This is a genomic window from Streptomyces sp. NPDC015125, from assembly GCF_043080045.1.
Taxonomy (GTDB): Bacteria; Actinomycetota; Actinomycetes; order Streptomycetales; family Streptomycetaceae; genus Streptomyces.
The window spans coordinates 387501-414454 of sequence record NZ_JBIBVF010000003.1; the positions used below are offsets into that span (position 1 = coordinate 387501).

Here is a 26954-nt window from a genome sequence, read left to right on the forward strand (position 1 = left end):
CCGGCGCACAGTGACCATCGGCGGCCGCTCGGTTACCTCACGGTGAGCGAGCGGCGGTCGGTCGGTCGATCGGTCGGCGCACGGCCCCGGAGCGCAGCGGCGCTCCGGGGCCGTCGGCGTCCGGTGCCACGGGCCCGCTCCTTCCCGCAGGGGGGCCCGGCCCGGGGGCGGACGCCGGGCAAAGGAGAAAGCCCGCTCCGCACCGATCCACGCTGGCATCCGCGGCGATCCACGCTGGCATCCGCACTGATCCACTCTGGCATCCGCATGATCCACGCTGACATCCGCACTGATCCACGCTGACATCCGCGGCGATCAATGCTGACAGAGGGCAACCAAGCGGACACCGCGTCGTGGCGGGTCGGCGCTGAGCAGGGGCGCTCTGACCTACTCGTTTCCGCCAGAGCGCAGGCGTACGGCAAGATGGGTGTATCTGCCCTTCCCATGGTCACGGCGTATGACGGCCCTGGGGCGGTGGCGCACAGACCCTGATCCATCCAAATCTGCCGGACGGTTTCTCTTGGCTGAGTACATCTACACGATGCGCAAGGCGCGCAAGGCGCACGGCGACAAGGTCATCCTCGATGACGTGACGCAGAGCTTCCTGCCTGGCGCAAAGATCGGTGTCGTGGGCCCCAACGGCGCCGGTAAGTCCACGGTACTGAAGATCATGGCCGGTCTTGAGCAGCCGTCGAACGGTGACGCGTTCCTCTCCCCCGGCTACACCGTCGGCATGCTCCTCCAGGAGCCGCCGCTGGACGAGTCCAAGACCGTGCTGCAGAACGTGCAGGACGGCGCCGCCGAGATCATGGGCAAGCTCCACCGCTTCAACGAGGTCGCCGAGCTGATGGCGACCGACTACTCCGACGCGCTGATGGAGGAGATGGGCAAGCTCCAGGAGGACCTCGACCACGCCAACGCGTGGGACCTGGACACTCAGCTGGAGCAGGCCATGGACGCGCTGGGCTGCCCGCCCGGCGACTGGCCGGTCACCAACCTCTCCGGTGGTGAGCGCCGCCGCGTCGCGCTGTGCAAGCTGCTGCTGGAGTCCCCCGACCTGCTGCTGCTCGACGAGCCCACCAACCACCTGGACGCCGAGTCCGTGCAGTGGCTGGAGCAGCACCTCGCGAAGTACCCCGGCACCGTCGTCGCCGTCACCCACGACCGGTACTTCCTCGACCACGTCGCCGAGTGGATCTGCGAGGTCGACCGCGGCCGTCTGCACGGCTACGAGGGCAACTACTCCAAGTACCTGGAGACCAAGCAGACCCGTCTCAAGGTCGAGGGCCAGAAGGACGCCAAGCGCGCCAAGCGTATGAAGGAAGAGTTGGAGTGGGTCCGCTCCAACGCCAAGGGGCGGCAGGCCAAGTCCAAGTCGCGACTGGCCCGTTACGAGGAAATGGCCGCCGAGGCCGACAAGATGCGGAAGCTGGACTTCGAGGAGATCCAGATCCCGCCGGGCCCGCGCCTGGGCAATGTCGTCGTCGAGGTCGAGAAGCTCAACAAGGCCTTCGGCGAGAAGGTCCTCATCGACGACCTGAGCTTCACCCTGCCCCGTAACGGCATCGTCGGCGTCATCGGCCCGAACGGCGCCGGCAAGACCACGCTGTTCAAGATGCTCCAGGGCCTGGAGACCCCGGACTCCGGCGACATCAAGGTCGGCGAGACCGTCAAGATCTCCTACGTCGACCAGAGCCGCGAGAACATCGACCCCAAGAAGACCCTGTGGGCCGTGGTCTCCGACGAGCTCGACTACATCAACGTCGGCCAGGTCGAGATGCCCTCGCGCGCCTATGTCTCCGCGTTCGGCTTCAAGGGCCCGGACCAGCAGAAGCCGGCCGGGGTGCTCTCCGGTGGTGAGCGCAACCGCCTCAACCTGGCGCTCACCCTCAAGCAGGGCGGCAACCTGCTGCTCCTCGACGAGCCGACCAACGACCTCGACGTCGAGACCCTGTCCTCGCTGGAGAACGCGCTCCTGGAGTTCCCGGGCTGCGCCGTGGTCGTCTCCCACGACCGCTGGTTCCTCGACCGCGTCGCCACGCACATCCTGGCGTACGAGGGCGAATCCCGGTGGTTCTGGTTCGAGGGCAACTTCGAGTCGTACGAGAAGAACAAGATCGAGCGCCTCGGTGCGGACGCGGCCCGTCCGCACCGCGCCACGTACAAGAAGCTGACCCGGGGCTGACCGCCGTGCGTCACCTCTACTCCTGCCCCCTGCGCTGGTCGGACATGGACGCGTTCGGCCATGTCAACAATGCGGTGTTCGTCCGCTACCTCGAAGAGGCGCGGATCGACTTCATGCGGTGTCTGGCGCCCGGGGACGGCAGCCCGTCGTTCACGGGCGGCTCGGTGGTCGCCCGGCACGAGATCGACTATGTGCGGCCGCTGGTGCACCGGCCCGCGCCGGTGACCATCGAGTTGTGGGTGACGAAGATCAGCGCGGCGTCGATGACGGTCGGCTACGAGGTCAAGGACGAGGACACCCTCTACCTGCGGGCCTCGACCGTCGTCGTCCCGTTCAACTTCACCGAGGAACGCCCCCGCCGCCTCACCGCGGAGGAGAAGGCGATCCTCAAGGAGTATCTGGACGACGCGTCGCACCAGACGCCGCAGCAGACCTCGCAGCCGAAGGGGACCGTCGCGGTATGACGGCGCTGCAGCTGGCCGACGCGGGGGAGGCGGCGGATCTCGCCGCCTTCCTCGCCCGGCTGATCCACTACGACAAGGCCGCCGCGGTACGCCTCCAGGCCGGTGGTGGGGTGCTCGCCGTCTTCGGCCGTCCGCCGTCCTTCGAGGTGCTGGCGATCCGCACCGCCCGGCTCGCCGGGAACAGCACTCCGGACGCCGGGATCAGCGCTGTGGACGCCACCGTCTCGGCCGGTGAACTCCTCGAAGGCATCCAGGAGTCGGCGGACGCGGTGACCGTGCCCGCCGCGGTCACCGGCCCGCCGTGGACCGGGCTGCTGCCGCCGCGCGGCGGCTGGCAGCGGGTGCCGGGGCTGCCCGCGCCCGAGGCGCTGGTGCGTGCGGTGGCCGGCGCGGTCGCCGAATTCCGGGCCCGTGACGAGGCGTTGCCGCCGCAGCACCGTACCCGCAGTGAACGGGACCGTATCGGCCGGGAGATCTGGTCGCGGACCCTCGGCGACACCCATCTTCCGCTGCGCGCCGCGCATGCCGCGCAGTCGCTGGGCTTTCTGCGGCCGGTGCGGTCGGATGCGCTCGTGGGGGGCGGTACGTCTCCCGGAGCCGCTGCCCCCGCACCGCAGCACCGGCCGCTGAGCCTGCTGTCCGCGGGCGGCTGGCTGCGGTTGAGCACCCCGTACGGGTCGATTGCCGTACGGACCGGGGGCCCGGCCGGGCTGACCGGACTGTCGGGGCTCACGGTGACGCCTGCCTGACGAGGCGGTGCAACAGGGCTGCCGCAGGGCTGCCACAGAGCTGCCACAGAGCTGCCACAGAGCTGCCGCAGGGCTGCCGCAGGGCTGCCGCAGAGCGTGGGTGCTCGGGAAAGGGACTTGGCCGGAACGGACCGGGCGGGCGGGTTCCGGCGGGAGCCCGGCCCGGTGTGATGCGTTCCTCAGTCCGCGTCAGTCCGCATCAGCGCGAGTCGGTTCGCGTCAGTCCGTGTCAGTCCGCATCAGCGCGAGTCGGTTCGCGTCAGTCCGTGTCAGTCCGCGGCGTTGATCATCGAGGCGGCAGCGTAGGTCAGGTAGTTCCACAGCTGCGTGGTGTGTGCCTCGGACAGGTCGAGCGAGTCCACCGCGTCCCGCATGTGGCGCAGCCAGGCGTCGTGGGCGGCCCGGTCCACGGTGAAGGGGGCGTGCCGCATCCGCAGCCGCGGGTGTCCGCGCCCGTCGCTGTACGTACGGGGGCCGCCCCAGTACTGCATGAGGAAGAGCGCGAGCCGCTCCTCGGCCGGGCCCAGGTCCTCCTCCGGGTACATCGGCCGCAGCAGCGGGTCCTCGGCGACTCCCTGGTAGAAGCGGTGCACCAGGCGCCGGAAGGTCTCCTCGCCACCGACCTGTTCGTAGAAGGTCTGCTCCTCAAGCGTGCCGCGTGGAATCTTGTTCACCCGTCCATGGTGGCAGACGTCCCGGCCGAGGACTTCGGTCGTAGGACGGAGAGACCGGCGACGGCCGGAAATGCGGCCGGGGCGTGATCGGTTGATCACGCCCCGGGGTCGCTCGGCGGACTGTGGCGGGTCAGCCGCGGCGGACGGTCAGCGTCGTCCAGGCACCGACATGTACCCGGTCGCCCTCATGGAGCGGTACCGGCACATAGGGCTGGATGGGGTCCTCTGCGAGGTTGACCGTCGTGCCGTTGGTGGAGTTCTGGTCCACCACCGCCCAGCTACCGTCCTGCTGCTGCACCAGCAGCGCATGCTGGTGCGAGACGCCCGGGTCCTCCGGCGCGCTGCCCAGATCGATGTCCGGGGCCTCGCCGGTGCTGTTCCGGCGGCGGCCGACCGCGATCTGCCCGTTGGCGAGCGGGAGCACCTGCTCGGGGGAGTACGAGGGCAGGTTGAGCCCCGCCGCCTCCGGGCCGCTGCGGCCCATCATCGCCATGAAGTACTCGCGGTCCGGCGCGATCGCCACCACCCAGCCGTTGCCGACGACCGGCTGCGGACCCTGCGGCGGTGCCGCGGGTCCCTGGCCGGGGCCAGCGTTCCACTGCTGGTCGGGTCCGGGCTGCTGCTGCGGCGGCATCTGCTGCTGCTCGTACGGAGCGGGCTGCTGCTGTTGCTGCTCGTACGGGCCGGGCTGCTGCTCGTACGGAGCCTGCGGCGGCTGCTGTTCGTACGGAGCCTGCGGCGGCTGCTGTTCGTACGGAGCCTGCGGTTGCTGCTGTTCGAACGGCGCCGGGGGCTGCGGCGGGAACGGCGCGGGCTGCTGCTGTTCGTACGGGGCCTGCGGGCCCGGGCCGGGCGGCGCGGGTGCCATCGGCGGGGGCCCGGCCTGGGCGCTCGGTGGATTCAGCGTCCAGTCGTCGCCGCCCTGCTGCTGCTGCGGCGGCGGGCCGGGCTGGCCTGCCGGGCCGGGACCGGGCATGCCGGGGAAGCCGCCGGGGCCGCCGAGGCCGGGCTGGTCGGGAAAACCGCCGGGGCCGGGCTGGTCGGGAAAACCGCCGGGGCCGGGCTGACCGGGGCCGCCGGGGGGCATGCCGTGCTGCTGCTGGGGCTGGGGCTGCTGCGGCGGCGGGAAGCCATAGCCGTCCTGGGCGCCCTGCGGCCCGGGTGCGGGCGGCGGGAAGCCGTAGCCGCCCTGGCCGCCCTGCGGGCCCGGCTGCTGGGCGGGCGGCGGTGCGTAGGACGTCGGGGAGTTGGTGAGGAAGTTGTAGCGGCAGCCCTCACAGAACGGCGCCATCGCCTCACGCGGGGTACCGCACTGCGGGCACGTCTCGGGCTGCCCGGAATGACCGGGGCCGCCCTGGGGACCCGGCGCGGGAGGCGGGAAGCCGTAACCGCCCTGACCGCCTTGGCCGCCCTGACCGCCATGGGTGCCGGGGCCCGGGCCGGGAGCTGCGGGACCGGGGGCGGGAGGTGGGAAGCCGTAGCCGTCCTGGCCGCCCTGGGGGCCGGGGCCGGGTGCGGGCGGCGGGAAGCCGTAACCGTCCTGGCCGCCCTGGGGGCCGGGGCCGGGAGCTGCGGGGCCGGGTGCGGGAGGCGGGAAGCCGTAGCCGCCCTGACCGCCCTGGCCATCCGGAGCGCCGGGACCACCGAAGCCGGGGCCGGGGCCGCCGGGCGGCGGGCCGGGCTGTCCGGGCGGCGGACCGGGCTGTCCGGGGGGCGGGCCGGGCTGTCCGGGCGGCTGGCTGGGCGGCGTGTTCAGGAAACCTGCAGGCAGGGAGGGCGGCGGGGGCACAGCGCCCGCCATCCGCTGGCCGCACACCTCGCACCAGTCTTCGGCCACCGACTGGTGGCCGCTCGGGCAGGTCGGCATGTCGGTTCTTCCCCCTCCGTACCGATGTGCTGCGGTGGAACTGCTCGGTACTGATCGTGGCTAATTCTTCACGCGAACGGTTCTCGTCGAGCGCGTCTCGAGAGTCATCTCGTCCGCTTCGGCGACCTTCGCCTTCAGTCGCACAGTACCGGTCGCCGCATCGACGACGTCCACCACCTTCGCAAGGAGTTTCGCAGTCTCCTCGTTCCCCGAGGCGCCTGCCAGCTGCACCGCACGGCCCAGTTTCGCCATGGCGCCGTCGGTATCACCCGACTTGCGGGCATCCAGGCCCTGCTGGATGACATATGCCAGTTCCGCCTGTCCTGTGTAGTGCGCGACCTGCGGATTGATCGATGTGGAAGCGGTCACATCGTCCGTCCACACGGCGCGTACGAGCCCCTGCGTCAGGGGCTGCGGCGGGGTGGCGGACGGGGCAAGGCCGTCCGGTGCGGAGATGATCAACGAGACGCGGCCGGCCAGCATTTCCTGGCCGACGGCGGCGGCGGGGACCCGCAGGCAGAGGTGGTAGTCCCGGGACTCGTCGCCCCAGGAGCCGGTCGGATAGTCCCCCGACCGCGGGCCGAAGTCCCGGCGTCGGCCGGTCAAGTCCGCCACGGCGGGCGCCACTTGCTTGACGAAGACGGTCTCGGCGCCCAGCGGGGTCCACAGCCGCAGGGCGACATCGGCGATCTCCTTGCCCATCGCCGTCTCCATCAGCTGCGTGAAGTCGGCGGCGAGGTGGGCCGGATCGGCGACGATATCGGCGGTGCCGAGCAGCGCCGAGGCGATCTTGGTGACCTCCTTGACCTCCCAGTCCGTGCCGACACCGCGGGCGTCGCAGGTGAACGAGCCGGTGCAGGCGTCCAGGGCGGCGCGGAGATCCTGCGCCGACTCGTGTTCATTGCGGCCGTCGGTGAGCAGAAGGGCGTGCCGGACACCCATCTCGGCACCCGACAGCAGCCGGCCGGTCAGCCGCAGCCAGGTCCCGATGGCCGTACCGCCGCCCGCGCTCAGCTTCCGCAGCGCGTCCTTCGCCCGCGCGCGGGTTGCCGCACCGGCCACGGCCAGCCGGCCGCCGCCGGGGAAGATCTCGGCGGCCCGGTGGGTTCCGGCCACGACCGCGAAGCCGGCACCGTCGCGCACGGTGTCGATGGCGGCGGCCGTCGCCTCACGGGCGCCGCGCAGCTTCTCCGGCGGATGGTCCATCGACCCGGAGCAGTCCACCATGATCACCACGCCGGCGTCCGGCCTGCCGGTGCCCACCGCAGAGACCGGCCGGCCTCCGGTCGTGCCGCCCCCGGTCGCCGTGACCGTCACGATGGCGTGCACCTCGCGCCCGCCTTCGGGCAGGTAGGGGTTCTGGTACACCTCGGCGGAGAAGCTCGGCACACGGGACTTGGTGAAGTTGGCCATCCGTTCCGCTCCTTGAGACGCCGTAACCGGTCGATCGGGGCCGTCGGGGCCGTCGGGGCCGTGCTGCGTCATGCGTGGCGCGTGCGGCGCGCCGTGCGGGACGCATGGGGCGTGCCGTGCAGGGCACATGGGGCGTGCCCTGCGCGGCACGTGGTGCGGGTTGTGCAGGGCGCGTGGTGTGGCGCGTTTCCGCCCCCGTGTGTGCGGCGTCGTTGCGGTGCGTGGGGCGCACCGTTTTGCACACCGGGCGCGCCGTGCCTCGTACGTGGCGCCTCGTGCCGTGCGCCCCACCGGCATCCGGCATCCGGCATCAGGCATTCGACCGGTGCGGTGGTGAGCTGGTCAGGCCGATTCTGCCCGCCCCGTGGGGGCGGGGAACGGCACCAGCGCCACCGTTACGTTGTCGTGCCCGCCGCCGTCGAGGGCGTGGGTGACCAGCCTGCGGGCGCCTTCCAGCGGCCTGCTGGGCGCGTCGTACGGCAGCACCGCGGCCATCTGTTCCGCGGACTCGGCGTAGTTCCACAGCCCGTCGGTGCACACCACCACGACACCGGGCCCGTCCGGCTTGAACGTGGCGGTGTGCGGCTCGACCTCGTACGCATCCGCGCCGAGCCAGCCGGTGATGGCGTGCGCCCGCTCGTCGGCGTTCGCCTCGGCCTCGGACATCAGGTTGTTGGCGACCATCTGGGCGGCCCAGGAGTCGTCCTCGGTGAGCCGGGCGGGCGGCGCCGAACGGTCGTTGGGGATCCAGTAGGCGCGGCTGTCGCCGACCCAGCCGATGGTCAGCAGCCCGCCGCCGACCACCGCACCGACGAAGGTGCAGGCCGGGGCGTTCTGCTGGCGGTGCTCGTCATGCGCCGAGGAGGGGTCGGGGGCCAGCGCGTCGACTGCGGAGGAGGCCGCCAGGATGGCCTCGTGCATGGCCTGTTGGGGATGTGTACCGCGCGGCAGCGAGGTCCGCAGCGCCTCGCCGGCGGCCTCGGACGCTGCCGTGGACGCCTCGTCCGGGCGGGTCGCCGAGGAGACGCCGTCACAGACCACCGCGACCACGGCGGGGGTGCCGTCGGGGAGCGCGGCGGCGCGGAGCGCGAAGAAGTCCTCGTTGCGGTGGTGTCGGTGGCCCCGGTCGCTGACCGCCGCGATGCCCGCCACCTCGCGCTCCATGTGGTCGCGTTCACGGGGCTGGGCGTGCCCGCAGTGCTCGCAGTAGCCGTCCGGCCCCACGGCGCCGGAACGGCAGGCGGCACAGCGGGCGGTGACCTGGGCCGTGTCGCGGGCGGTGTCGCGGGCGGTGTCGCGGGCGGTGTCGTGAGCGGGGGTGGTGCCGGACGGGGCACCCGCCGCTGCGGGCCCACCGGCGGCCGCGACGGCGGGCGTGGCGGCGGGCGCGACGGGCGGACCGGGTTCGGTGTCCGGTGTCCGGGGGGCGGTCAGGCCGGGCGCACTCCCTTCCGCAGCGGCCGGACCGGGCTCCGTGGCCGGAGCACCGGGCTCCGCGCCCGCCGCGTCGGCGACCGCCTCGTATCCGGCGACGCGCGGGTCGACGGGCGGGGCGCCGGGCGGGCCCACCGGCGCACCCACGGGCGGCGGCGTGTCGGCCACCGGTGCGGGGCCGGGCACCGAGGGCGCATGGCCGGGCAACGGCGGGGCGTTGCCCGGCACCGGCACCGGCGCCGGGACCGTGCCCGCGTCCCCGTACGGGAGACGGGCCTGCGGGTCCGGAGGGGGCGGCGGCCCGGCCGCACCCGCACCGTGGGCGGCCGGCGGACCGGGCACCCCGGGGGGCGCCGGTGGCACGGGCGGCACGGGGGGTACGGGAGGCACGGCGGGGACGCCGTGCGCGGGCCGGGCGGCGTACGCCGGCGGTGCGGCGGGCGCCGGGAGAGCGGCGCCGCACTGCCCGCAGAAGTTGTCTCCCGCAGCGAGCGGCTCGTCGCAGCCCGGGCACCGGGACGGCTCAGTCACACCCATGTCACACCCACGTCCTGGGGCGGAAGCGGTTGGCCCGCTCCACCAGTTCGATCCTTTTCTCACCACGTTGCGCCAGCCGTGCGAGCAGGCGGTACGACCGTTCCAGGCCGAACCGCAGACCGCGCTCGTCCAGCGGGCAGCCGAGCAGCGACGGCCGCTCGGCCACGCCCGCCGTACCGTCCGGCCCGGCACCGTGGCTACCGGAGAGTACCCAGTCCAGGGCGCTGCCCAGTACCTCGGTGGTGAGTTGTTCCCTTCGTTCGGCGTCCAGACCGAAGTCCGCGAGCGCCTCGATCTGTTCGGCGGCCGCCCGCAGATCCGCCGTCAGCGGATCGCGCGGCGGGCGCCCCCGCAGCCGGGCGCGGACCGCCGCGATCCGCGCCGCGATGTAGTGGATGGACGACTCCGGGACGGACTCCAGCGCCCCGACCGCGCCCGTGCGGTCGCCCGCCGCCAGCCGCACCCGTGCCAGTCCGAACGCCGCGCCGACATAGCTGCGGTCGGTCGCCCACACCAGGCGGTAGTACTCGACGGCGTTGTCCAGCTGGCCCAGCAGCTCCGCGCAAATCCCCAGCGCCAGCTTCGGCGCCGGCTCACCGGGGAAGGCGTCGTAGACCGCGTCGAAGGCCAGCGCGGCGCTCTCGCGGTCACCGGTCGTCAGCGACACCAGGCCGCGATGCCACACCACCCGCCAGTCCGTGCCCCGGGTGCCGGGCCCGTCGCCGCCCCGCCGCGCGGCGGCCCACTGCTCGGCGGGCTCCGCCGCGATCTCCTCCAGCGCCCGCTGCGCCGCCGCGCCGTCACCCGTCTCCAGACGGGCGCGCAGCGCATGCAGCCGGACCTCCAGGGAGTCGGCGGGCGCCGAGCGCAGTGCGCCCAGCAGTTCGGCGGGCGCGGCGGCCAGCAGCCCGGCCAGCAGCCCGGCGTGGGGATCGTCCGGATCCACCCGCGGCACCGGCAGGGCCAGGGCGGCGCCGGCGACGTCCAGGGGGCGCAGCGCCGGGCCACCGGAGGACGGCCGCGCCGGGCGCGCCGGCGCCGCCCCCCGCGCGCCCAGCAGCGAACTGTCGCCCTCCGCCGCGGCCATCAGCTCCGTGTCGACCACCCGGAGTTCGGGCCCGAACAGCGGGGACAGCGCGGGCCGCGGCTCGCCCGACTGGAGCGCCACCACCTCCCGCAGTACGCCCGTCAGCTGCTCGGCCATCTCCTCCGCCGAGGCGAATCTGCGTGCCCGGTCCGGGTCCGTGGCGCGCACCAGCAGCCGGTAGAACGACTCGTAGCTGCGGAACACCTCGATGTGGTCCGGATCGGGCAGGGAGTCCGCGAAGACGTTCGTATAGCCCTGGAAGTCGAAGGTGAGGACCGCCAGGGTGCGGGCGACGGTGTAGAGGTCGGAGGAGACCGACGGGCCCAGCGCGGCGATTTCCGGTGCCTGATAGCCGATCGTGCCGTAGATCGGGCTCCCGTGGTCGTCCATCCTGCGCACCGCGCCCATATCGATCAGCTTGAGCCGGTCGTGCTGCTGGATGGCGTTGTCGACCTTGAAATCGCAGTAGAGGTAGCCGCGGCGGTGCAGGTGGCCGAGCGCCTCCAGTGCCTCGATGCCGTACGCACAGGCCTGTTCGACCGGCAGCGGATCGCGCCTGCCCTGGGGCGTGCGCCGGTCGTTGGCGAGCTCCTTGAGCGACTTGCCGCCGACGTACTCCATGACGATGTAGCCGTCGAGGCTGCCCGTCGCCCGGTCGAGATGCTCCACGAAGTTGTAGATCCGCACGATGTTGGCGTGCTCGATCTCGGCGAGGAAGCGACGCTCGGACATCGCCACCGCCAGCGCCTCCTCGTCGCCGGTGTCCAGCAGCCCCTTGAGCACCACCCACCGGTCGGAGACCGCATGGTCCGTCGCCAGATAGATCCAGCCGAGCCCGCCGTGCGCCAGACAGCCCGCGACCTCGTACTGGCCGTGCACCATGTCACCGGGCCGCAGCTTGGGCACAAAGCTGTACGGGTGGCCGCACTTGATGCAGAACCCTTCCGTAGCGCCCGGCTGCTCACCGCGCGCCCGGCCCACCGGCGCACCGCAGTCCGTACGGCTGCAGAACCGCTTCCGCTCCGGGACCTCCGGATGCTCCAGCACCGCGGTACGCGGATCGGGCCGCGGTACCTCCGGCACCGCCACCAGCCCCGCGCCCAGCCGCCCCCGCGCCGCCCCGGACGACGAGCCGCTGCCCGCACCGCGCACCGACACCGCCGCCACACCGCGCTCCGGCCCCTGGCCGGACACCGCCCGCGAGTGCCGCCCGGGCACCGAGCGCCGCGAGGCCGAGGAGCGGGCGGTGCGCGTGCCGGGGCCGGAACCGGGGCCGGAACCGGGGGCGGGGGAGGGGATCGTCAGCAACGCCCCCGCCGCCTCGCGGCCCGCCGTGCCGCCCGCGAGCGCCCGGCCCGTCAGCCCCGTGGGCGGTGAGGACAGCAGACCGTCCGGCGAGACCACCGGCGCCAGTCCGCACAGGTCGCAGTACAGCTCACCGCCGCCGACGTCCTCATAACCGCCCGTGCACTCCCGCCGCTGGCAGCGCTCGTCGGCCCGCTCCGTCACGAATCCCCCCTGCCCTCCAGTTGCTGCGCGGCCAACGCCTCCGCGGCCGCCTGCTGATAGCGCCACACCGCCTGCTCGGCCGCCCGCAGATCACACGGCGCACTCCACAGCATCCGCCGCGCCAGGTCGTACCGCTCGGTCAGCAGCGGATCCTCCGCCAAACCGTGACGTGCGACCTTCGCCTTGTACGCATCCAGCCGGCCGCGCAGCTCGGCCCGCACCGCCAGCGGCGCGGTGACCGCCGTCAACGACTCGCGGGCCCGCAGGAGTTCGTCCTCCGCCCGCTCCTCCAGACTGTCCAGCAGCGGCGAGAGCCGGTGCCACTGTGCCCGTCTGCGGTAGTCGGCGGCCGCCGCCAGCTGTTCGTGCAGCGCCGTCGACGGGCCGCTGACCGCCGGCACCTCCGACGCGGCGATCTTGGCCAGCACCTCGCCCCGGGCCTGGCGCGCCTCGGTCAGCGTGCGGTCCGCCCGCGACAGCACGTCCCGCAGCTGCATCAGCCGCCGCTCCGCGTCCTGCCGCACATCCAGCACCGCCGCCACCTCACGCCGGATGTCCTCCAGCGCACGGGCCGCACGGTCGTAGCGCGCGGTGTCCGGGCGGCCTCCGCCCGGCGCCGAACTCCCCGTCGACGACGACACCCAGAACGCCAGCGGATCCGCGATCACCCTCTCCCGCAGCCGCAGCAGCTCGTCCGTGATCCGCTCCAGGTCGTCGCCCGCCGGATGCTCCCCGGGGCGTACTCCCACCGAATGCGCCAGGGAACGCGTGCGCTGCAACTCGGCCGACAGCAGGTCTATCCGGGCCGGCAGCGCAGACCAGACCGCATCGGCGGCGACGATGACATCCAGCGACTGCGCGTACAGCGCGTTCATCCGCTCGACGAGCTCCTCCGGACGGAACCGCTCGCCACTCAGGGCCGGGCCGCTCGGCGTACCGCCGCCGGCCGCGACCGCGCCCGGCACCGTCACCCCGTCGCCGTACAGCAGCCCGGTCAGCTCCGCCAGATCCTCCGGCGACGGCCAGCGCCGCCGCGCCCGCAGCTCACGCGCCGTCTCCAGCGCCGCCGTGTACGCGTCGAAGAGCGTCCACAGGACCGTGATGGACCGCTCCGCGGCGGCCCAGCGCTCCTTGGTGGTGCCGGCCAGATCGGCGCCCTCCAGCAGCCGGCGCCCCGCGTGGTCCTGCAACGCGAGCAGCGACGTCTCGATCGCCTCGTACTCGGCACCGAGCCGCGCCAGGGCGCGGTCCACCTCCTCCCGGCCCAGCACCGGGGCATCGGGCTCCCCCGGAGAACCGGGGAAGGGTCCAGGGACCCCCATCGATCACCTCTCCAATACGCGTACGGTGCACGGCGTTTGCCGCGGCCGGGCGGCCGCTGCGGTCTGCTCCTCCCACGACCTCTTCCATAGTGACGGCATCCGGTCCTCCCGGGGCGAGCAGTGGCACTACTCCGCTCCTTGGAGCGATCAGTCGCCGTACTCCGGCGCGGGCGGCCCCGATATGCCCGGCAGATCGGCCTTCAGCCACTTGCGGTACGCCCGCATCCAGGCGCTGTCGTCGCCGCCGCCCCGGTAGTCGTCCAGGACCTTGTTCACCCGCCGCACCAGATCCGTGTCGCCCTTGTTCATCGCCACGCCGTACGACTCGTCCGTGAACGGCTCGCCCTTCAGCTCCACCCTCGGATCCTGCGCCGCCTGCGCCGCCGCCAGCGCACTGTCCGTGACCACCGCATCCGCCCGGCCCAGCTGCAGCCGCACCAGACAGTCGAGTTGGCTGGGGACCGTCAGCACCTGTGCGCCGTGCCGCTGCGCCCGCAGCGCCGTCTCGCCCGTCGAACCCGCCGCCGTGCACACCCGCCGGCCCCGCAGCGAATCGTCGAACGCCTTGATCGTCGAGGTGATCGGGGCCAGCACCTGCTGCCCCGCCTGGAAGTACGAGGTCGAGAACGCCACCTGCTGCTTGCGCGCACAGTTGATCGTCATCGTCCGCACCACCATGTCCACCGCACGCTTCTGCAGCGCCGGGATCCGCTGGTTGGTCGGCACCGCCTTGAAGACCACATGGGGATGCGGCCCCAGGATGTCCGCGGCGATCGCCCGCGCTAGATCGATGTCGAAACCCTCCAGCGTGCCGGTGGACGGATTGCGGTACCCCCACCGGTAGGTGTTCTGGTCCACCCCGACGACCAGTTGGCCCCGCTCCTTGATCCGTGTCACCGCCGCACCGTCGTCCGGTGAGGGGCGCAGACTCTCCGCGGCGGTACGCGCCGTGCACGGCGCGGCGGCAGGTGCGGCCGCCCCCGGGCCGTACGCCCGGTGTGTCGCCGCGGGCGGGGAGACCCGGCCGGGACCGTGCCCGGCCCGCTCGGCGTCGCCGCCCAGCGCCGGCACCAGCACGGCGGCGGCCGCGGCCATCACACACATTCCGGATGCGACCGGCGCAAGGACGGCACGCAGATTCACCAGCTCTCGCGCGCGCACCCGCATGCCCCTCTCACCAGGCCCCCTCACCGGTACTCCGCCAGCCTGCGGCCGATCCCCAGCACCGCACCCACCGCCGCCGACGCGGCCAGCACGCCGGCCCCCACCGGAAGCCCGCCCAGTGCCCTGCGCCCGGCGTCCGCCGCCGACCGGAACTCCGCCTGCTCGTGCACCAGCGCCTGCTGCAGCCCGGCGGCCACCCGGTCGAAGGACTCCCCGGTGGACCCGTCCGTGCCGATCACCTTGGCCAGCGCCAGGTCGTAATCGCCCTTGTCGTCCGCCGTCCGCGCCTCGCCGTGCCGCGCCTGCCACTGCCGCACCCCGGTCAGCGCCGCACGCACCGGACGCCGGCCCGCCTCGTCGTCGGCCAGCGCCAGCGCCGCCCCCAGCCTGCTCTTCGCCGACGCATTCCCCGGCCCGCCCCGGCCCGCCAGGTCCGCCATCCGGGAACGGAAACCGGCCTCGTAGAAATCCTCCTGGCCGTTCGTCAGCACCGCACCGCGCGCCACCAGCGTCAGATTCTCGTCCCCGCGCGCCTGCAGCGCATCGATCCGCGCCTCGTTGAGCACCCGCAGCGACCGGGCCCCGTGCTCATACGAACCGGTCAGCCCCGTACGCGCCACGCTATGGCCCGCCACCAGCCACCCCAACACCACCACGGACGCGGCCGTCGCCGCCAGCAGGCCCCTGTTGAACACCCGGTTGGTGCGCCGGTAGTGCCGCCGCTGCGCCCACCCCAGCGCACCGAGCGCCACCACGCCCGCCGCCACCGCGCACCACGGCCGCGCCTTGGCCGCGCCGTAGTCCGCCGCCAGCCGGTCCGTCTCCGCGTCGTACAACGCCCGTGCGGCGGGGAGGAGTTCCGTGCGCATCTGCTCATTGGCGTACCGCAGATAGGCGCCGCCCAGCGGCAGCCCCTGCCGGTTGTTCGCCCGCGCCGTCTCCACCAGCCCCGTATAGCGCGGCAGCCCGCTGTTGAGCTTCGCGATCTGCGCGCCGGCCCCGGCCGGACCACTGCTGTTGGCGGCCGCCTTGACCAGCAACGCGGACGCCGTGGAGATATCGGCGGCATACCGGTCGCGCGTCGCCCTGCTCTCCTTGTCACCGGCCAGGAAACCGGCCGCGGCCGTCGTATCGGCATCCGCCAGCGAGCGGTAGATGCTCGCCGCGTCCGCGGTGAGCGGCTGGCTGTGCTCCACCACATCGTCCGCGGCCGCCGCCCGGTCCGCGACCTGCCAGGCCGTGACCGCGCCGAACAGCACCACCAGCAGGGCCAGTACCGCGCCGATCACCCGCAGCCTGCCCGGCTCCGTCGTCGCCGCGGCACGCAGCTCGTCCAGCCCCTCGGCCCAGGCCGTCCGGCGCCCGGCGGCGGGCGGTGACACGCTGCTCGTGGACACGCTGGTGGCCGACACGGAACCTCCCCCTGGGCGCTGACTTCGGGACCGGCCCCCTCCGCGCACGGCGCCCGGGAGCGCTCACGAGAAGAACCGGTGCATGGGCAGCAGTATGTCCGTAGCCACTGACACACACACCGCGATTGCCCCGATCTTGTTCGGAGATCTTGTTCGAGGACCGTGTTCCGGCCGCGGTCCACGGGGGCCCGCCGCGCCACCGGGACCGGCACTACAGTGGGCGGGGAATCGTCAGACATCAGGTGACACGGCCTCGGACACCGCGCCGGACATCAGGTGACACGGGGCCCGGCACCGCGCCGAAGGGGGAGTGATCTCGTGCAGTCGGTCCGCAAGGGCAGGGTGTCGCTGGTGGAGACCGCGACCGACGAGATCCGCGCCCAGATCGTGAGCGGCACCTGGCCGGTGGGCAGCCGCATCCCGCCCGAGAGCGCCCTGTCCGAAACCCTCGGGGTCAGCCGCGCCTCGGTCCGCGAAGCCGTACGGTCCCTGGTGCACTCCGGCCTCCTGGAGCCCCGGCAGGGCGACGGCACCTTCGTGATCTCCGACGACGACAGCGCGGTTGCCCTCCGCCGCCGCCTCGAACGCGCCGAGCTCAGCCATGTCACCCAGGTCCGCCAGGGCCTCGACGTGGTCGCCGCCCGGCAGGCGGCCAAGCACCGTACGGACCTCCAGCTCGCCGGCATCGAAGCCGCGCTGGCCCGCCGCAAGGCCGCCCTCGCCGCGCAGGACAGCGAGGCCTTCACCGCCGCCGACGCCGAGTTCCACGTCCTGGTCGCCGAGGCGGGCGACAACCCCGTCCTCGCCGACATCTACCGCTCCCTGAGCGCCGCCCTGCGCGAGGAACTCCGCCGCGCCGCCTGCCTGGACACCGCCACCGCGGCTCCCGACGACCCGCACTCCCGCCTCACCGACGCCATCCGCGCCCGGGACCCCCGGGCCGCCGTGGACGCCGCGGTCCTGCTCCTCGCCGGTCACGTACGGGACCTTGCGCTTCCGGTGGGGGACTGAGGGGCGCCGGACCCAGCGCCTCCGGTGGGGGACTGGGGGGCGGGCGGTCGACCTGCCTCCCGAGCCGCCCGCAGCGCCGCCCGCAACCGTCCGTAGGCGCCCGCCCCCGCCCCCGCCCGGTCCAACGTGTCCAGGGCCGCGCCCCATACCGGCGGGGCGGTCACCACATGGGGCACCGCCTCGGGGGCCCGCTCCGAGAGGAGCCGGATGACCTGGTCGTGAAGGAGCGGGTGACGGGCGGCCAGGACGCCGCCGCCGAGAACCACGGGGACCCCTTCGCCGAGGAGGCCGAGACGCTTCAGGGCGACGGTGGCCAGGAGCGCGATCTCCTCCGCCTGGCGGGCCACGAGGGCGCGGGCGACCGGGTCACCGGCATCCGCCACGGAGAAGAGCAGCGGCGCCAGTTCATGGCGGCGGTGGCCGGGGAGGGCGCGCAGATGGAAGGCCTCGACCAGTTCCCGCATGCCGGCCAGGCCGAAGTGCGCGGGCAGGGCACCGGCCAGGGCGGTCGGTGCGCCGCGACCGTCCTCGGCACGGGCCGCGCACCACATGGCCTCTTCGGCGAGGCACGCCCCGCCGCCCCAGTCACCGGAGAGCCGGCCGAGGGACGGGAAGCGCGCGGTGGCACCGTCACGACCGACCCCCGCGCAGTTGATGCCCGCCCCGCACACCACGGCGACGCCCACCCCCTCCCCGTCGTCCGGCAGCCCGGCCCGCAGCAGCGCGAAGGTGTCATTGCGGACGCTCACCGTGCGCGCCCATCCCCGGCCCGCGATCTCGCCGGTCAGGCCCTCCTCCTCGACGGGGAGGTCGGCGTTGGCGAGAAACGCGGAGAGGTGTCCGACGGGACCCGTCAGCCGGGCCTGTGCCAGGACCGACCGGACCAGCGGCGCCAGGACGTCGACCGCCGGGCCGATCCCCACCACCGGCGGCCGGAACCCACCGCCGCGTGCCGTGCCGAGCACTCTGCCGTCCGTGGCCACCAGCGCCACGTCGGTCTTGCTGTTGCCCGCGTCGATGGCGAGCGCCGTGCCCCTCAGGCCCACGTGAGGTGCTCCCGGTTGTGCGCGATCAGGTCGTCGGTGAGCCGGTCCGCGTAGTCGGTCTGGCCGATGAGGGGGTGGGCGAGGAGGGCGGAGAAGACGGCTTTGCGCCCGCCGGCCCGGTCGGGGCTCCGGCCGTCCCTGCCCCACAGCGCGGCCTCCAGGGCGAGGTGTTCGTAGGCGGTGACATGGGCGACCAGCCCGGCGTACAACGGCTCCAAGGGGCGCAGGGGAAGGGGCGTGGCGCCGGTCGAGTCCACCGTCGCGGGCACCTCGATCACCGCGTCGTCGGGCAGGAACGGCAGGGTGCCGTGGTTGAGGGCGTTGACGACCTGGGTGTCTCCGGTGTGCCGCAGGAGGGCGGAGGTGAGCGCCACCGCGGCCTCCGAGTAGAAGGCGCCGCCGCGCCGCGACAGCAGCTCCGGCTTCTCGTCGAGTGCCGGGTCGCCGTACATGCCGAGCAGCTCTCGCTCGATGGCGGCGACCTCCGCCGCGCGGGAGGGCTTGCTGCGCAACTCCCGGACGACCGCGTCGTGCTGGTAGTAGTAGCGCAGATAGGAGGAGGGGACGACGCCGAGGCGGTCGAGCAGCGCGCGGGGCATGCGCAGGCCCTCGGCCAGGGCGTCGCCGTGGTCCGCCAGCAGCCGGGGGAGAACGTCCTCCCCCGCGACACGCACCGCCCGTTCCCAGGTGAGGTGGTTGAGGCCGACGTGCTCCAGCTCGACCTCGCCGGGGGAGACGCCCAGCAGCGCGGCGAATCTGCGCTGGAAGCCGATGGCGACATTGCACAGCCCCACGGCCTTGTGGCCGTGGGTGAGCAGCGCCCGGGTGACGATGCCGACGGGGTTGGTGAAGTCGACGATCCAGGCCCGGGGGTTGCGGCGGCGCACCCGTTCGGCGATGTCCAGGACGACGGGGACCGTACGCAGCGCCTTGGCGAGGCCGCCGGCGCCGGTGGTCTCCTGGCCGACGCAGCCGCACTCCAGCGGCCAGGTCTCGTCCTGGTTGCGGGCGGCCTGGCCGCCGATCCGCAATTGCAGCAGCACGGCGTCCGCGCCGTCGACACCGGCGTCCAGGTCGGCGGTCCAGGAGATCCGGCCCGGGTGGCCCTGCTTGGCGAAGATCCGCCGGGCCAGCCCGCCCACCAGCTCCAGCCGGTCCGCGGCCGGGTCGACGAGGACGAGTTCCGCCAGCGGCAGCACGTCACGCAGGCGCGCGAAGCCGTCGACGAGTTCGGGGGTGTAGGTCGAGCCGCCGCCGACCACGGCGAGTTTGACGCGGGCGTGCGGGGTGCGTCCCTGGGGAGACGGCATACAGGATCAGCCCTTCACTCCGGTGAGCGTGACGCCTTCGACGAAGGCCTTCTGTACGAAGCGGAAGACGAGGACGACCGGCACCATGACCAGCAGTGTCGCGGCCATGATGTCGAGGCCGGGATGAGCTTCCGGTTGATGGTGACGCCGTGCGCGCTCTCGAAGGGCTCCGGCCCGTAGGAGAGCGTCCGGGACGCCGGGTTCTGCGCGGCTGCGCGGCTGCGCGGCGCGGATCCGCGGGCCGCAGCCCGGCGCTCAGCCGGTGTGGAACACCGCATCGCGGGCCTTCGCGAGCGCCGTCCGCAGTGCGCCGATGAGGATCGCAGGGCCGTCGATATCGCTCAGGCGCAAGGCGGGGCGGGGCAGCGGGAGCCCGGTGAACTGCTCCTCGACCAGGGCGCGCAGCGCCTCCCCGCCGGCCTGGGCGACCTCGCCGGACAGCACCACCAGCCGCGGGTCGACGACCGCGACCACGGCCGCGATCCCGGTCGCCAGCCGCCGCGCGATCTCGGCACGGACCCCGTCGTGCGCCATCGCCCCGGCGACGGTACGGACGTCCGGGGCCCCGTACTCCCGGGCCAGTCCGATCACGTTCGGCGAGCCGACGAGCCGCTGGAAGCCGCCGCCGGCGTCCGCCTGCGCGGCGCTGCGGTCGCCCTCCCGGAGCAACGGGGCGCCGGGCAGCGGCAGATAGCCGATCTCGCCCGCGCCGCCGGTGGCCCCGCGCAGCAGCCGGCCGTCCAGCACGATGGCGGCGCCGACCCCCTCGTCCGCCCACACCAGCACGAAGTCGTCGAAGTCCTGTGCGGCCCCGTCGTACTGCTCGGCGACCGCCGCCAGATTCACATCGTTCTCGATGGTGACCGGCGTGCCCAGCACCTCGGCCAGCTCTCCCTTCAACGCCCGCGAGTGCCACCCCGGCAGATGCGGCGCATAGCGCAGCCGCCCGGTCCGCGGGTCCAGCGCACCGGGCGTGCCGATCACCGCCCCGTGCAACTGCTCGCGCCTCAGCCCGGCCTCGGCCAGCGCGCCGTCGACGGCCCGCGCGACCAGCTGCGCGGTCCGGTTCGGCGCATCCCCGGCAACGGCGTCGGTGCCGACCCGCTGCTCCCCGAGCACCTGCCCGGTGATGTCGGCGACCGCAGCGGTGATCCCCCGCTGATCGACGGCCAGCGCGGCGATATACGCCGCCGCCGGGTCGATCTCGTAGAGCTGCGCACTGGGCCCCGGCCGCCCGGTCACATTCCCGGTCGTCCGCACCAGCCCCGCGGCCTCCAGCCGTGCCAGCAACTGCGAGGCGGTGGGCTTCGACAGCCCGGTCAGCTCCCCGACCTGCGTACGGGTCAACGGGCCCTGCGACACCAGCAGATCGAGCGCGGCCCGGTCGTTCATGGCCCGCAACACCCGCGGCGTCCCGGGCGTGCCGGGCGTCCCCTGTGTCGCCTGCACGCTGCGCCCACCGGCCACGACACGTCCCCCGTTCACCGTTCACCGGCGGCCGGAACGCCCGCCCGCCGAGTATCTGTTAAGAAACCTTCCAATCGATGAACAGGAAGGTAGGGCGCGGGTCGGCGCGGCGTCAATGGGGCGAGCGGGCCGAGTTTCCGTGCCGCCCGTCCCGCTCCGCCCCGCCTCCGGACGTCACGCTGTACGCCTATGCTGCCGGACGCTCGGTATATCCGTCCTTGATTCACCGAATGACCGAATGACCGAATGACCGAATGGCCATACCGCCATATCGCCGAATCACCGATGGAGGCTGCCATGCTGGCGGAAATTTCACGCGGCGAGATCCTGCAGTGGCTCTCCGGAAATGGCTGGAGCCCGGACAGGAGGATCGAAGAGAAGGCTCGGGAATTCATTGCGGAAGCAGTGGCGGAGTCGGAAGAGGAAGGGTTCCCGATGGCCTCATTCGGTGTGGCCGAACGCTTCATCGCTTCTTACGGCCTGCTCAGGCTGGCGCACCCAAGTGACCCCACGAGCCTGCTGATCACCAATCCGACGGGCGGTTACGACGGTGATTTCGGTGAAATTGCGGAGCTGTCCCGGGAATTGCGGAAGCGCCTGTTCCGGATCGGGTATGACCTTCCCGAAGGTGCAGTCTTCCTCGTGGCCGAGGACGGCGCATTCTATTGCAGTCATCACACCGGAGCGTATGGTCTCGGCGCTGATGAAGGTGAGTTCTTCAGTAACTGGATAAGGGGGAATCTACGGGCTGTCTGAGCGGCGCAGCCCGGGACCGGTGAGGCCGTCGGCCAGGCGTACAGGGCGCGCCGCGGGCGGGGTGCAACGTGGGTGGGGCGCAACGCGGGTGGGGTGCAACGCAGGAGGGACGCAACGCAGGAGGGGCGCACCCGAGTGGTACGCCCCTCCTGTTGGCAGTCCGGGCAGTCCGGGCAGTCCGGGCAGTCCGGGCCGTCAGATCAGATCCGGATGACCGGATTGCTTCCCCCCTACTTCACTTCCCCATCTTCGACGGCGACGCGATCGGATTGGCCGCCAGGGACTGCGGGGACAGCGGGTTGTTGAGGGCCGAGGGGGCGGCCATGCCGGCCGAGGGGTCGGCGGCTTCCTCGTCCTCGTCCTCGGGTGCCGGGCGCGGGGCGAGGTGGACGCCGGCGGCGTCCAGGGCGCGCTTGATGCGCCAGCGCAGTTCGCGCTCCACGCCGGGGGCCTTGCCGGGCATGGTCTTGGCCGAGACGCTGATGGTGACCGTGTCCAGGTGCACCTCGCTGAGACCGAGGACCTCCACCGGCTCCCACAGCTGCTCGTTCCAGGGCTCGGACTTGGACATCTCCTCGCCGGCGCCGGTGATGGTCTCGCGGGCGCGCTCCAGGTCCTGGTCGGCGGCGATCACCACATCGACGGCGGCGGTGGACCAGCCCTGGCTGAGGTTGCCGATCCGCTTGACCTCGCCGTTGCGGATGTACCAGATCGCGCCGTTGGGGCCGCGCAGCTTGGTGACCCGCAGGCCGACCTCGATGACCGTACCGGTGGCCACCCCCGCGTCGATCTCGTCGCCGACGCCGTACTGGTCCTCAAGGATCATGAAGACGCCGGAGAGGAAGTCGGTGACGAGGTTGCGGGCGCCGAAACCGATGGCGACACCGGCCACACCGGCACTGGCCAGCAGCGGCGCCAGGTTGATCTTCAGGACGGAGAGCACGGTCAGGGCGGCGGTGCCCATGATCACGAAGGAGGCGACGCTGCGCAGCACCGAGCCGATGGCCTCGGAGCGCTGCCGGCGTCTCTCGGCGTTGACGAGCAGCCCGCCCAGCGCGGTGCCCTGGGCGGCGGCCACGGTGCGGTTCATCCGCTCGATGAGCTTGGTGATCGTGCGGCGGATCACATGCCGCAGCACCACCGCGATCACGATGATCAGCAAGATCTGCAGGCCGGACGTGAGCCACGTCCCCCAGTTCTCCTGCACCCAGCCGGCGGCGTTGGTGGCCTTGTCCGTGGCGTCGTCGAGCGACGTCGGGCCGGATGAGCCGGGCGTGGCGGCGCGCAGGTGCGCGGCAGCGGCCGGCGAAGCGGACCAGAACACAGTCGAACCTTCCGTGTGGGACAGCAGACCCGGGCCCCGGCGGGACACCGTGAACCGGGCAGACCAACCACACTAACGGGGCAACAGGAGCGGTCCGCCCCCTTGTTCGAGTCGGATAGTTGTGCGCAGGGCCGGAATGAGCCGGATCCGGACGGTCGTACCGGTGTGTGGTGGAAAACACCTCCGACCCGTTACTCGGTCATGGTGGCGCTCCCACCAGGCACCGGGGGACACTGTGGGGAGATCGTCCCGGCGCGAGCCACGCGCCGCCGGCGTACAAGGAGGCACCCGTGCCGCATGTCCTGGTCCTCAATGCGTCGTACGAGCCGCTCGGCGTCGTACCGCTCCGCCGCGCGCTCATCCTCGTCCTCAATGAGAAGGCTGTCAGCCTCGAGGAGTCCGGCGCCCTGATGCACAGTGCGACCCATGTCATACCCGCTCCGAGCGTGGTCCGCTTGAAGCGGTTTGTGCGGGTGCCCTTTCGCGGCCCCGTTCCCCTGACCCGCCGGGCGCTGTTCGCCCGTGACGGCGGGCGCTGTATGTACTGCGGTGGCGTCGCAACCAGCGTCGACCACGTCATCCCGCGCAGCCGCGGAGGTCAGCACACCTGGGAAAACGTCGTCGCCGCGTGCCGGCGCTGCAACCACGTCAAGGCCGACCGCCATGTCGCCGAGATCGGCTGGCGGCTGCGGCATCAGCCCGCCCCGCCGTCAGGACTCGCGTGGCGGATCATCGGCACGGGCCATCGCGACCCGCGCTGGCTGCCGTATTTGCAGCCGTACGGCGCGGATGACGCCCTGGCCCGGATCGACGCCGTATCGGCGTAGATCCGGGTTTCTGCGTTCTGACGGTGGTGTCGCACGTGTCACACGTCTCGCACGTGTCACACGTGTCACACCTCTCGTGCGCCTCGCTCCGGCCGGGGCGGACGCCGCCGGACCCTCGCCCCGTGGCTGCCCGCCGCGGCGACGAGGATCCCGCGGCGTCCACGACGGCCGTCGGCGCACCCGCCGTACCGCCGTACCCCCCGGTTCACCGTGAACCGATCACCGTGAACCGATCACCGTGAACCGATCATCGGGCACCGATCATCGGGCACCGCGCACCGATCACCGCGCATCCATCACCGGGTGTCGTGCTCCGTGACCGCATACGCCTCCACCGACCACAGCGAGTACCCGAAGCGGGTGGCCCGCTTGTCGCCTTGGATGCGGACGAACCGGGCGTTCTCGGCGTCCATCCGGACGGACTCGCGGCCGCCCTTGCCGTCCCGGACCGTGGCCGCCGTGCGCCAGCTGCGGCCGTCCGGCGAGACCTGGATGCGGTAGCGGGCGGCGTGGGCGTCCTGCCAGTTCAGGACGAGCCGGCCGAGGTGGGTCGGATGGGCCAGCGCGAACTGCAGCCAGGCGCCGTCCTCCGCGGTGGAGGACCAGCGGGTTCCGGGGTTGCCGTCGGTGGCCGCCGAGGCCGGGAAATCGGCGGTCTCGTCCCCGGAGGAGGTGGCGACGGTGCCGCGCGCCAGGTCCTTGCCGCCGGTGCGCGGATACGCGCGCACCGTCAGGGTCTGCTCCGCGCCGCCGAACTCCACCGGGATCTCGTACGTCCCGGAAGGGGCGCCCTCGGGGATGTCGACGGTGATGCGGACCGTGGCCGTGCCGCCACGCGGTGCGGTGACCTTCTCGGGGGCGTGCACGGTGAAGCCCTTGGGCGCTTTGACCGCCAGCTTCCCGCGGACGTCGCCGGGGCGGCGGGAGTAGATCAGGGCGTCCACCGTCGCGCTGCCGCCGGTCTGCGCGTCCGACTCCTTGCGGGACAGTTCGAGCCCGGCCGCGGGGGTGTCGTCGAACCACGGGGTGAAGGCGTGCACGGACGGGGCGTGCGCATTCTTCGCCCAGGTCAGCCGTACCGCGTCGGCGCGCAGCCGGGGCGTCTTCGACTCGGTCCAGCCGGTGGCGGAGAGCCGGTCGAGGCGGCGCCAGCCCTCGCCCGGGACATGTGCCTCCAGGGAGACGGCACCCGCGGACGGGCCCGGGTCGGTCAGCGCGGTCACCGCGGCCAGCGGGCGGGGCCGCTCGAAGGGGACGGTCAGGGACGTCCGCCCGGCGCCGTCGTCGGGCTCGGGGGTGTCGCGGCGGGCGCCGGTCCAGGCGTCGGCCTCGGTCATCGCCCGCTCCAGGAACGGGGCCAGCACCCCCGTGCCGACCGTCGCCGGGCTGTGCGCGCACTCCTTGCGCAGCCGCTGCACCGTGCGCTGGGCCGACCAGGCGGCGTCGCCGTCGTCATGGGCCTGCGCCATGAGCGTGTCGACGGCCTGTGCGCCGGCCCTGCCGTAGCGGGCGAGCTGCTCGGCCCACGGACGGACCTCCGCGGCCAGGTCCGAGCGCAGGTCCCGGGGTGCGGTGCTCATGGTGCCGAACGCGGCCCGCAGCGCCTTGGCGGCCTTGGCGAGGTCCGGGTCCCGGCCCGGCCGGCCGTGGTTGACCGCCACCTCACGGGCCTTCCAGAAGCGGTCGACCAGGGGTTGCAGATACCCCGACTCGGTCCGGTCCAGCAGCGAGGAGGAGGCGTTGCCGGCCAGCGCACGCAGCGCGGCCCGGGACCGTGGATCGCCGCCCGCCAGATCGTCGATGGCCGCGTCCCAGGACCGGCCCGGGTGGTAGTCGCGTGGATTCCAGGCAAAGTCGGCGGCCGTGAACAGCGGGATGCGCGAGGCGAGCGGCTGTTGCATGGCGTTGGCCAGCAGCGCCGTGGAGCCGGTGGCGACGGCCGGCTCCCTGCCCCGGTAGGGGCCGAGGAAGATCCGGTCCTGGGCGTAGTCGTTGACCGGGTAGTTGTCCATGGTGACCAGCGGGTGGCCGAACACCTGGCGGGCGGTGGACAGCTCGCCGCCGGTGATGGTCCGCGGGACCACGCCCACACCGGTCCAGGCCACCTCGACCCGGTCGCCGAGCGCATCGGACAGCGCCCGGCGGTACGCCGTCGAGCCGTCCTGGTAGTACTCGGTCGGCATCAGGGAGAGCGCCGCGGCCTGCGGGTGCCGCGCTGCCAGATGCGCGGCGAGCGCATTGGCGACCTTGGCCTGTGCCTCGGCCGCGGCCCGGGGGCCGGTGCCGAAGGTGTCCGCGTCGGCGTCGCAGTGCCATTCGCTGTAGCTGACGTCCTGGAACTGCAGCTGGAAGGAGCGCACGCCCAGCGCCCACATGGCGTCCACCTTGCGCCGCAGCGCCCGCATGTCCTCCTCGGACGACAGGCACATCGCCTGGCCGGGGGCGAGGGCCCAGCCCAGCGTGACGTGGTTGGCCCGGGCCCGCGCGGCCAGCGCCCGGAAACCGGCGCGCTGCTCGGCCGGGTAGGGGTCGCGCCACTGTGCCTGGCGGTACGGATCGTCGCCCGGCGCGTACAGGTAGTGGTTCTGCTTGGTGCGGCCCATGAAGTCCAGCTGGGCGAGCCGCTGGGCCTGGCTCCAGGGCTGCCCGAAGAATCCCTCGGTGGTGCCGCGCACCGCCGTGCCGGGCCAGTCGCGTACGGCCACCGAGGCCAGCTGCCGCCGGCCCGCCCCGTCCGTGACCAGTTGCCGCAGGGTCTGCGCGGCGTGGAAGAGGCCGTCGGCGCCGACGCCGTCCAGGGCGACGGTGTCCCGGCCCGCGACCTGGCCCACGGCCAGCCGGTAGCCGCCGGCCGGCAGATCGCCGCGGGCCGGTGCCCGCAGCGCCCGCAGCGCGTCCGCGGCCTGCTTGCCGCCGACCCGGATCACCGGACCGGCCGCGGGCAGCCGGTCGCCGGGCGCCGACTGCCGGACGGTGTGCACCCCGGCGTCCCGCAGCAGGCCGCGCAGCACGTCCAGGGCGTAGGGGTCGGTGTCCGGAGCGGCCACCAGCGCCGCCTCGCCGCCGAGCGGCACGGCGGCGCCCAGCTCCTGCATCGATTGCGGGCGCGGCCAGACGGCGGGCGCGTGCCCGGCGCCGGCCGGCCGGTCGGGCTGGTCGGGGGCGCCGACGGCGGGGTCGGCGGGCGCCGCCTGCGCGCTGGGCACCCCGCCGAGCAGACCTCCGATGACCGCGGCGGCCAGTGCGGTGGTTCCGGCCACCCGCGCACGGGCGCCCGCACCGCTTCCCCTGCCGCTCCTACCGATACTTCCGACGCTCCATACGCCCCGGCCTCGCACGGCTGCTCCTCGTCCCCGTCCATCACTCGCCGGTCTGCACCGGCGCCCCGTATATCCC

19 protein-coding genes and 1 pseudogene are annotated in these 26954 nt (G+C 73.2%); 6 read left to right on the forward strand and 14 right to left on the reverse strand.

What is annotated here, in order from left to right:
* The first annotated feature begins 520 nt into the window (after positions 1–520).
* Genes ettA through ACF088_RS11520 form a run of 3 tightly spaced genes read left to right on the forward strand, consistent with a single transcriptional unit; the run spans position 521 to position 3398 of the window.
* Positions 521–2185 (forward strand): energy-dependent translational throttle protein EttA, encoded by a 1665-nt coding sequence (gene ettA, locus ACF088_RS11510; RefSeq protein WP_392375438.1) that lies wholly within the window; start codon positions 521–523, stop codon positions 2183–2185.
* Positions 2186–2190: 5 nt separating this feature from the next.
* Complete coding sequence (locus tag ACF088_RS11515) at positions 2191–2649, forward strand: acyl-CoA thioesterase (RefSeq protein WP_392375439.1); 459 nt, start codon at positions 2191–2193, stop codon at positions 2647–2649.
* Positions 2646–3398, forward strand: coding sequence for a hypothetical protein (locus ACF088_RS11520; RefSeq protein ID WP_392375440.1), 753 nt, complete (start codon positions 2646–2648; stop codon positions 3396–3398). The genes ACF088_RS11515 and ACF088_RS11520 overlap by 4 nt, the downstream gene beginning before the upstream one ends.
* A 269-nt stretch (positions 3399–3667) precedes the next feature.
* Here ACF088_RS11520 and ACF088_RS11525 read toward each other — a convergent pair whose 3' ends face one another.
* The 8 genes from ACF088_RS11525 to ACF088_RS11560 all read right to left on the reverse strand — a co-directional run bounded on the left by ACF088_RS11525 (position 3668) and on the right by ACF088_RS11560 (position 15817).
* Positions 3668–4072, reverse strand: coding sequence for a globin (locus ACF088_RS11525; RefSeq protein WP_392375441.1), 405 nt, complete (start codon positions 4070–4072; stop codon positions 3668–3670).
* Between the two features lie 130 nt (positions 4073–4202).
* Positions 4203–5939 (reverse strand): FHA domain-containing protein, encoded by a 1737-nt coding sequence (locus tag ACF088_RS11530; protein WP_392375442.1) that lies wholly within the window; start codon positions 5937–5939, stop codon positions 4203–4205.
* A gap of 60 nt (positions 5940–5999) precedes the next feature.
* Positions 6000–7352, reverse strand: coding sequence for a VWA domain-containing protein (locus tag ACF088_RS11535; protein WP_392375443.1), 1353 nt, complete (start codon positions 7350–7352; stop codon positions 6000–6002).
* Between the two features lie 342 nt (positions 7353–7694).
* Positions 7695–9323 (reverse strand): protein phosphatase 2C domain-containing protein, encoded by a 1629-nt coding sequence (locus ACF088_RS11540; protein WP_392375444.1) that lies wholly within the window; start codon positions 9321–9323, stop codon positions 7695–7697.
* 1 nt (position 9324) lies between these two features.
* Entirely contained in the window at positions 9325–11919 is a 2595-nt protein-coding gene (locus ACF088_RS11545) for a tetratricopeptide repeat protein (RefSeq protein WP_392375445.1), read from the reverse strand.
* A complete protein-coding gene (locus tag ACF088_RS11550; RefSeq protein WP_392375446.1) occupies positions 11916–13241 on the reverse strand; it encodes a hypothetical protein in 1326 nt (441 codons plus the stop codon). The genes ACF088_RS11545 and ACF088_RS11550 overlap by 4 nt, the downstream gene beginning before the upstream one ends.
* Before the next feature lie 147 nt (positions 13242–13388).
* The gene (locus ACF088_RS11555) at positions 13389–14408 is read right to left on the reverse strand and encodes a glutamate ABC transporter substrate-binding protein (RefSeq protein WP_392375447.1); all 1020 of its coding nucleotides are present in this window, start codon (positions 14406–14408) and stop codon (positions 13389–13391) included.
* A 20-nt stretch (positions 14409–14428) separates the two neighbouring features.
* A complete protein-coding gene (locus ACF088_RS11560; protein ID WP_392375448.1) occupies positions 14429–15817 on the reverse strand; it encodes a hypothetical protein in 1389 nt (462 codons plus the stop codon).
* 318 nt (positions 15818–16135) lie between these two features.
* On the opposite strand from ACF088_RS11560, the gene ACF088_RS11565 reads away from it, so the two are divergent.
* Positions 16136–16828, forward strand: coding sequence for a FadR/GntR family transcriptional regulator (locus ACF088_RS11565; RefSeq protein WP_392375449.1), 693 nt, complete (start codon positions 16136–16138; stop codon positions 16826–16828).
* Here the strand turns inward: ACF088_RS11565 and ACF088_RS11570 are convergent.
* The 4 genes and pseudogenes from ACF088_RS11570 to ACF088_RS11585 form a co-directional block, all read right to left on the reverse strand.
* Positions 16792–17874: an N-acetylglucosamine kinase gene (locus tag ACF088_RS11570; protein ID WP_392375450.1), complete on the reverse strand. Its 1083-nt coding sequence runs from the start codon at positions 17872–17874 to the stop codon at positions 16792–16794. The two genes, ACF088_RS11565 and ACF088_RS11570, sit on opposite strands and share 37 nt — an antisense overlap.
* Positions 17865–19184, reverse strand: a complete 1320-nt coding sequence (locus ACF088_RS11575) for a 6-phospho-beta-glucosidase (RefSeq protein WP_392375451.1) — start codon at positions 19182–19184, stop codon at positions 17865–17867. The genes ACF088_RS11570 and ACF088_RS11575 overlap by 10 nt, the downstream gene beginning before the upstream one ends.
* Before the next feature lie 6 nt (positions 19185–19190).
* Positions 19191–19396: pseudogene (locus tag ACF088_RS11580) on the reverse strand (carbohydrate ABC transporter permease); the annotation flags it as partial.
* Positions 19397–19439: 43 nt separating this feature from the next.
* Positions 19440–20576, reverse strand: coding sequence for an ROK family transcriptional regulator (locus ACF088_RS11585; RefSeq protein WP_392375452.1), 1137 nt, complete (start codon positions 20574–20576; stop codon positions 19440–19442).
* Positions 20577–20897: 321 nt separating this feature from the next.
* On the opposite strand from ACF088_RS11585, the gene ACF088_RS11590 reads away from it, so the two are divergent.
* Positions 20898–21407: an SUKH-3 domain-containing protein gene (locus tag ACF088_RS11590; protein ID WP_392375453.1), complete on the forward strand. Its 510-nt coding sequence runs from the start codon at positions 20898–20900 to the stop codon at positions 21405–21407.
* Between the two features lie 235 nt (positions 21408–21642).
* Here the strand turns inward: ACF088_RS11590 and ACF088_RS11595 are convergent, their stop codons facing one another.
* Entirely contained in the window at positions 21643–22731 is a 1089-nt protein-coding gene (locus tag ACF088_RS11595) for a mechanosensitive ion channel family protein (RefSeq protein ID WP_392375454.1), read from the reverse strand.
* A 290-nt stretch (positions 22732–23021) separates the two neighbouring features.
* Between ACF088_RS11595 and ACF088_RS11600 the strand changes: the two genes are divergently transcribed.
* A complete protein-coding gene (locus tag ACF088_RS11600; RefSeq protein WP_006605595.1) occupies positions 23022–23558 on the forward strand; it encodes an HNH endonuclease in 537 nt (178 codons plus the stop codon).
* 296 nt (positions 23559–23854) lie between these two features.
* Here the strand turns inward: ACF088_RS11600 and ACF088_RS11605 are convergent, their stop codons facing one another.
* Positions 23855–26818 carry a beta-N-acetylglucosaminidase domain-containing protein gene (locus ACF088_RS11605; RefSeq protein ID WP_392375457.1) on the reverse strand — a complete coding sequence of 988 codons (2964 nt, stop codon included), beginning with the start codon at positions 26816–26818 and terminating at the stop codon, positions 23855–23857.
* Between the last annotated feature and the right edge of the window lie 136 nt (positions 26819–26954).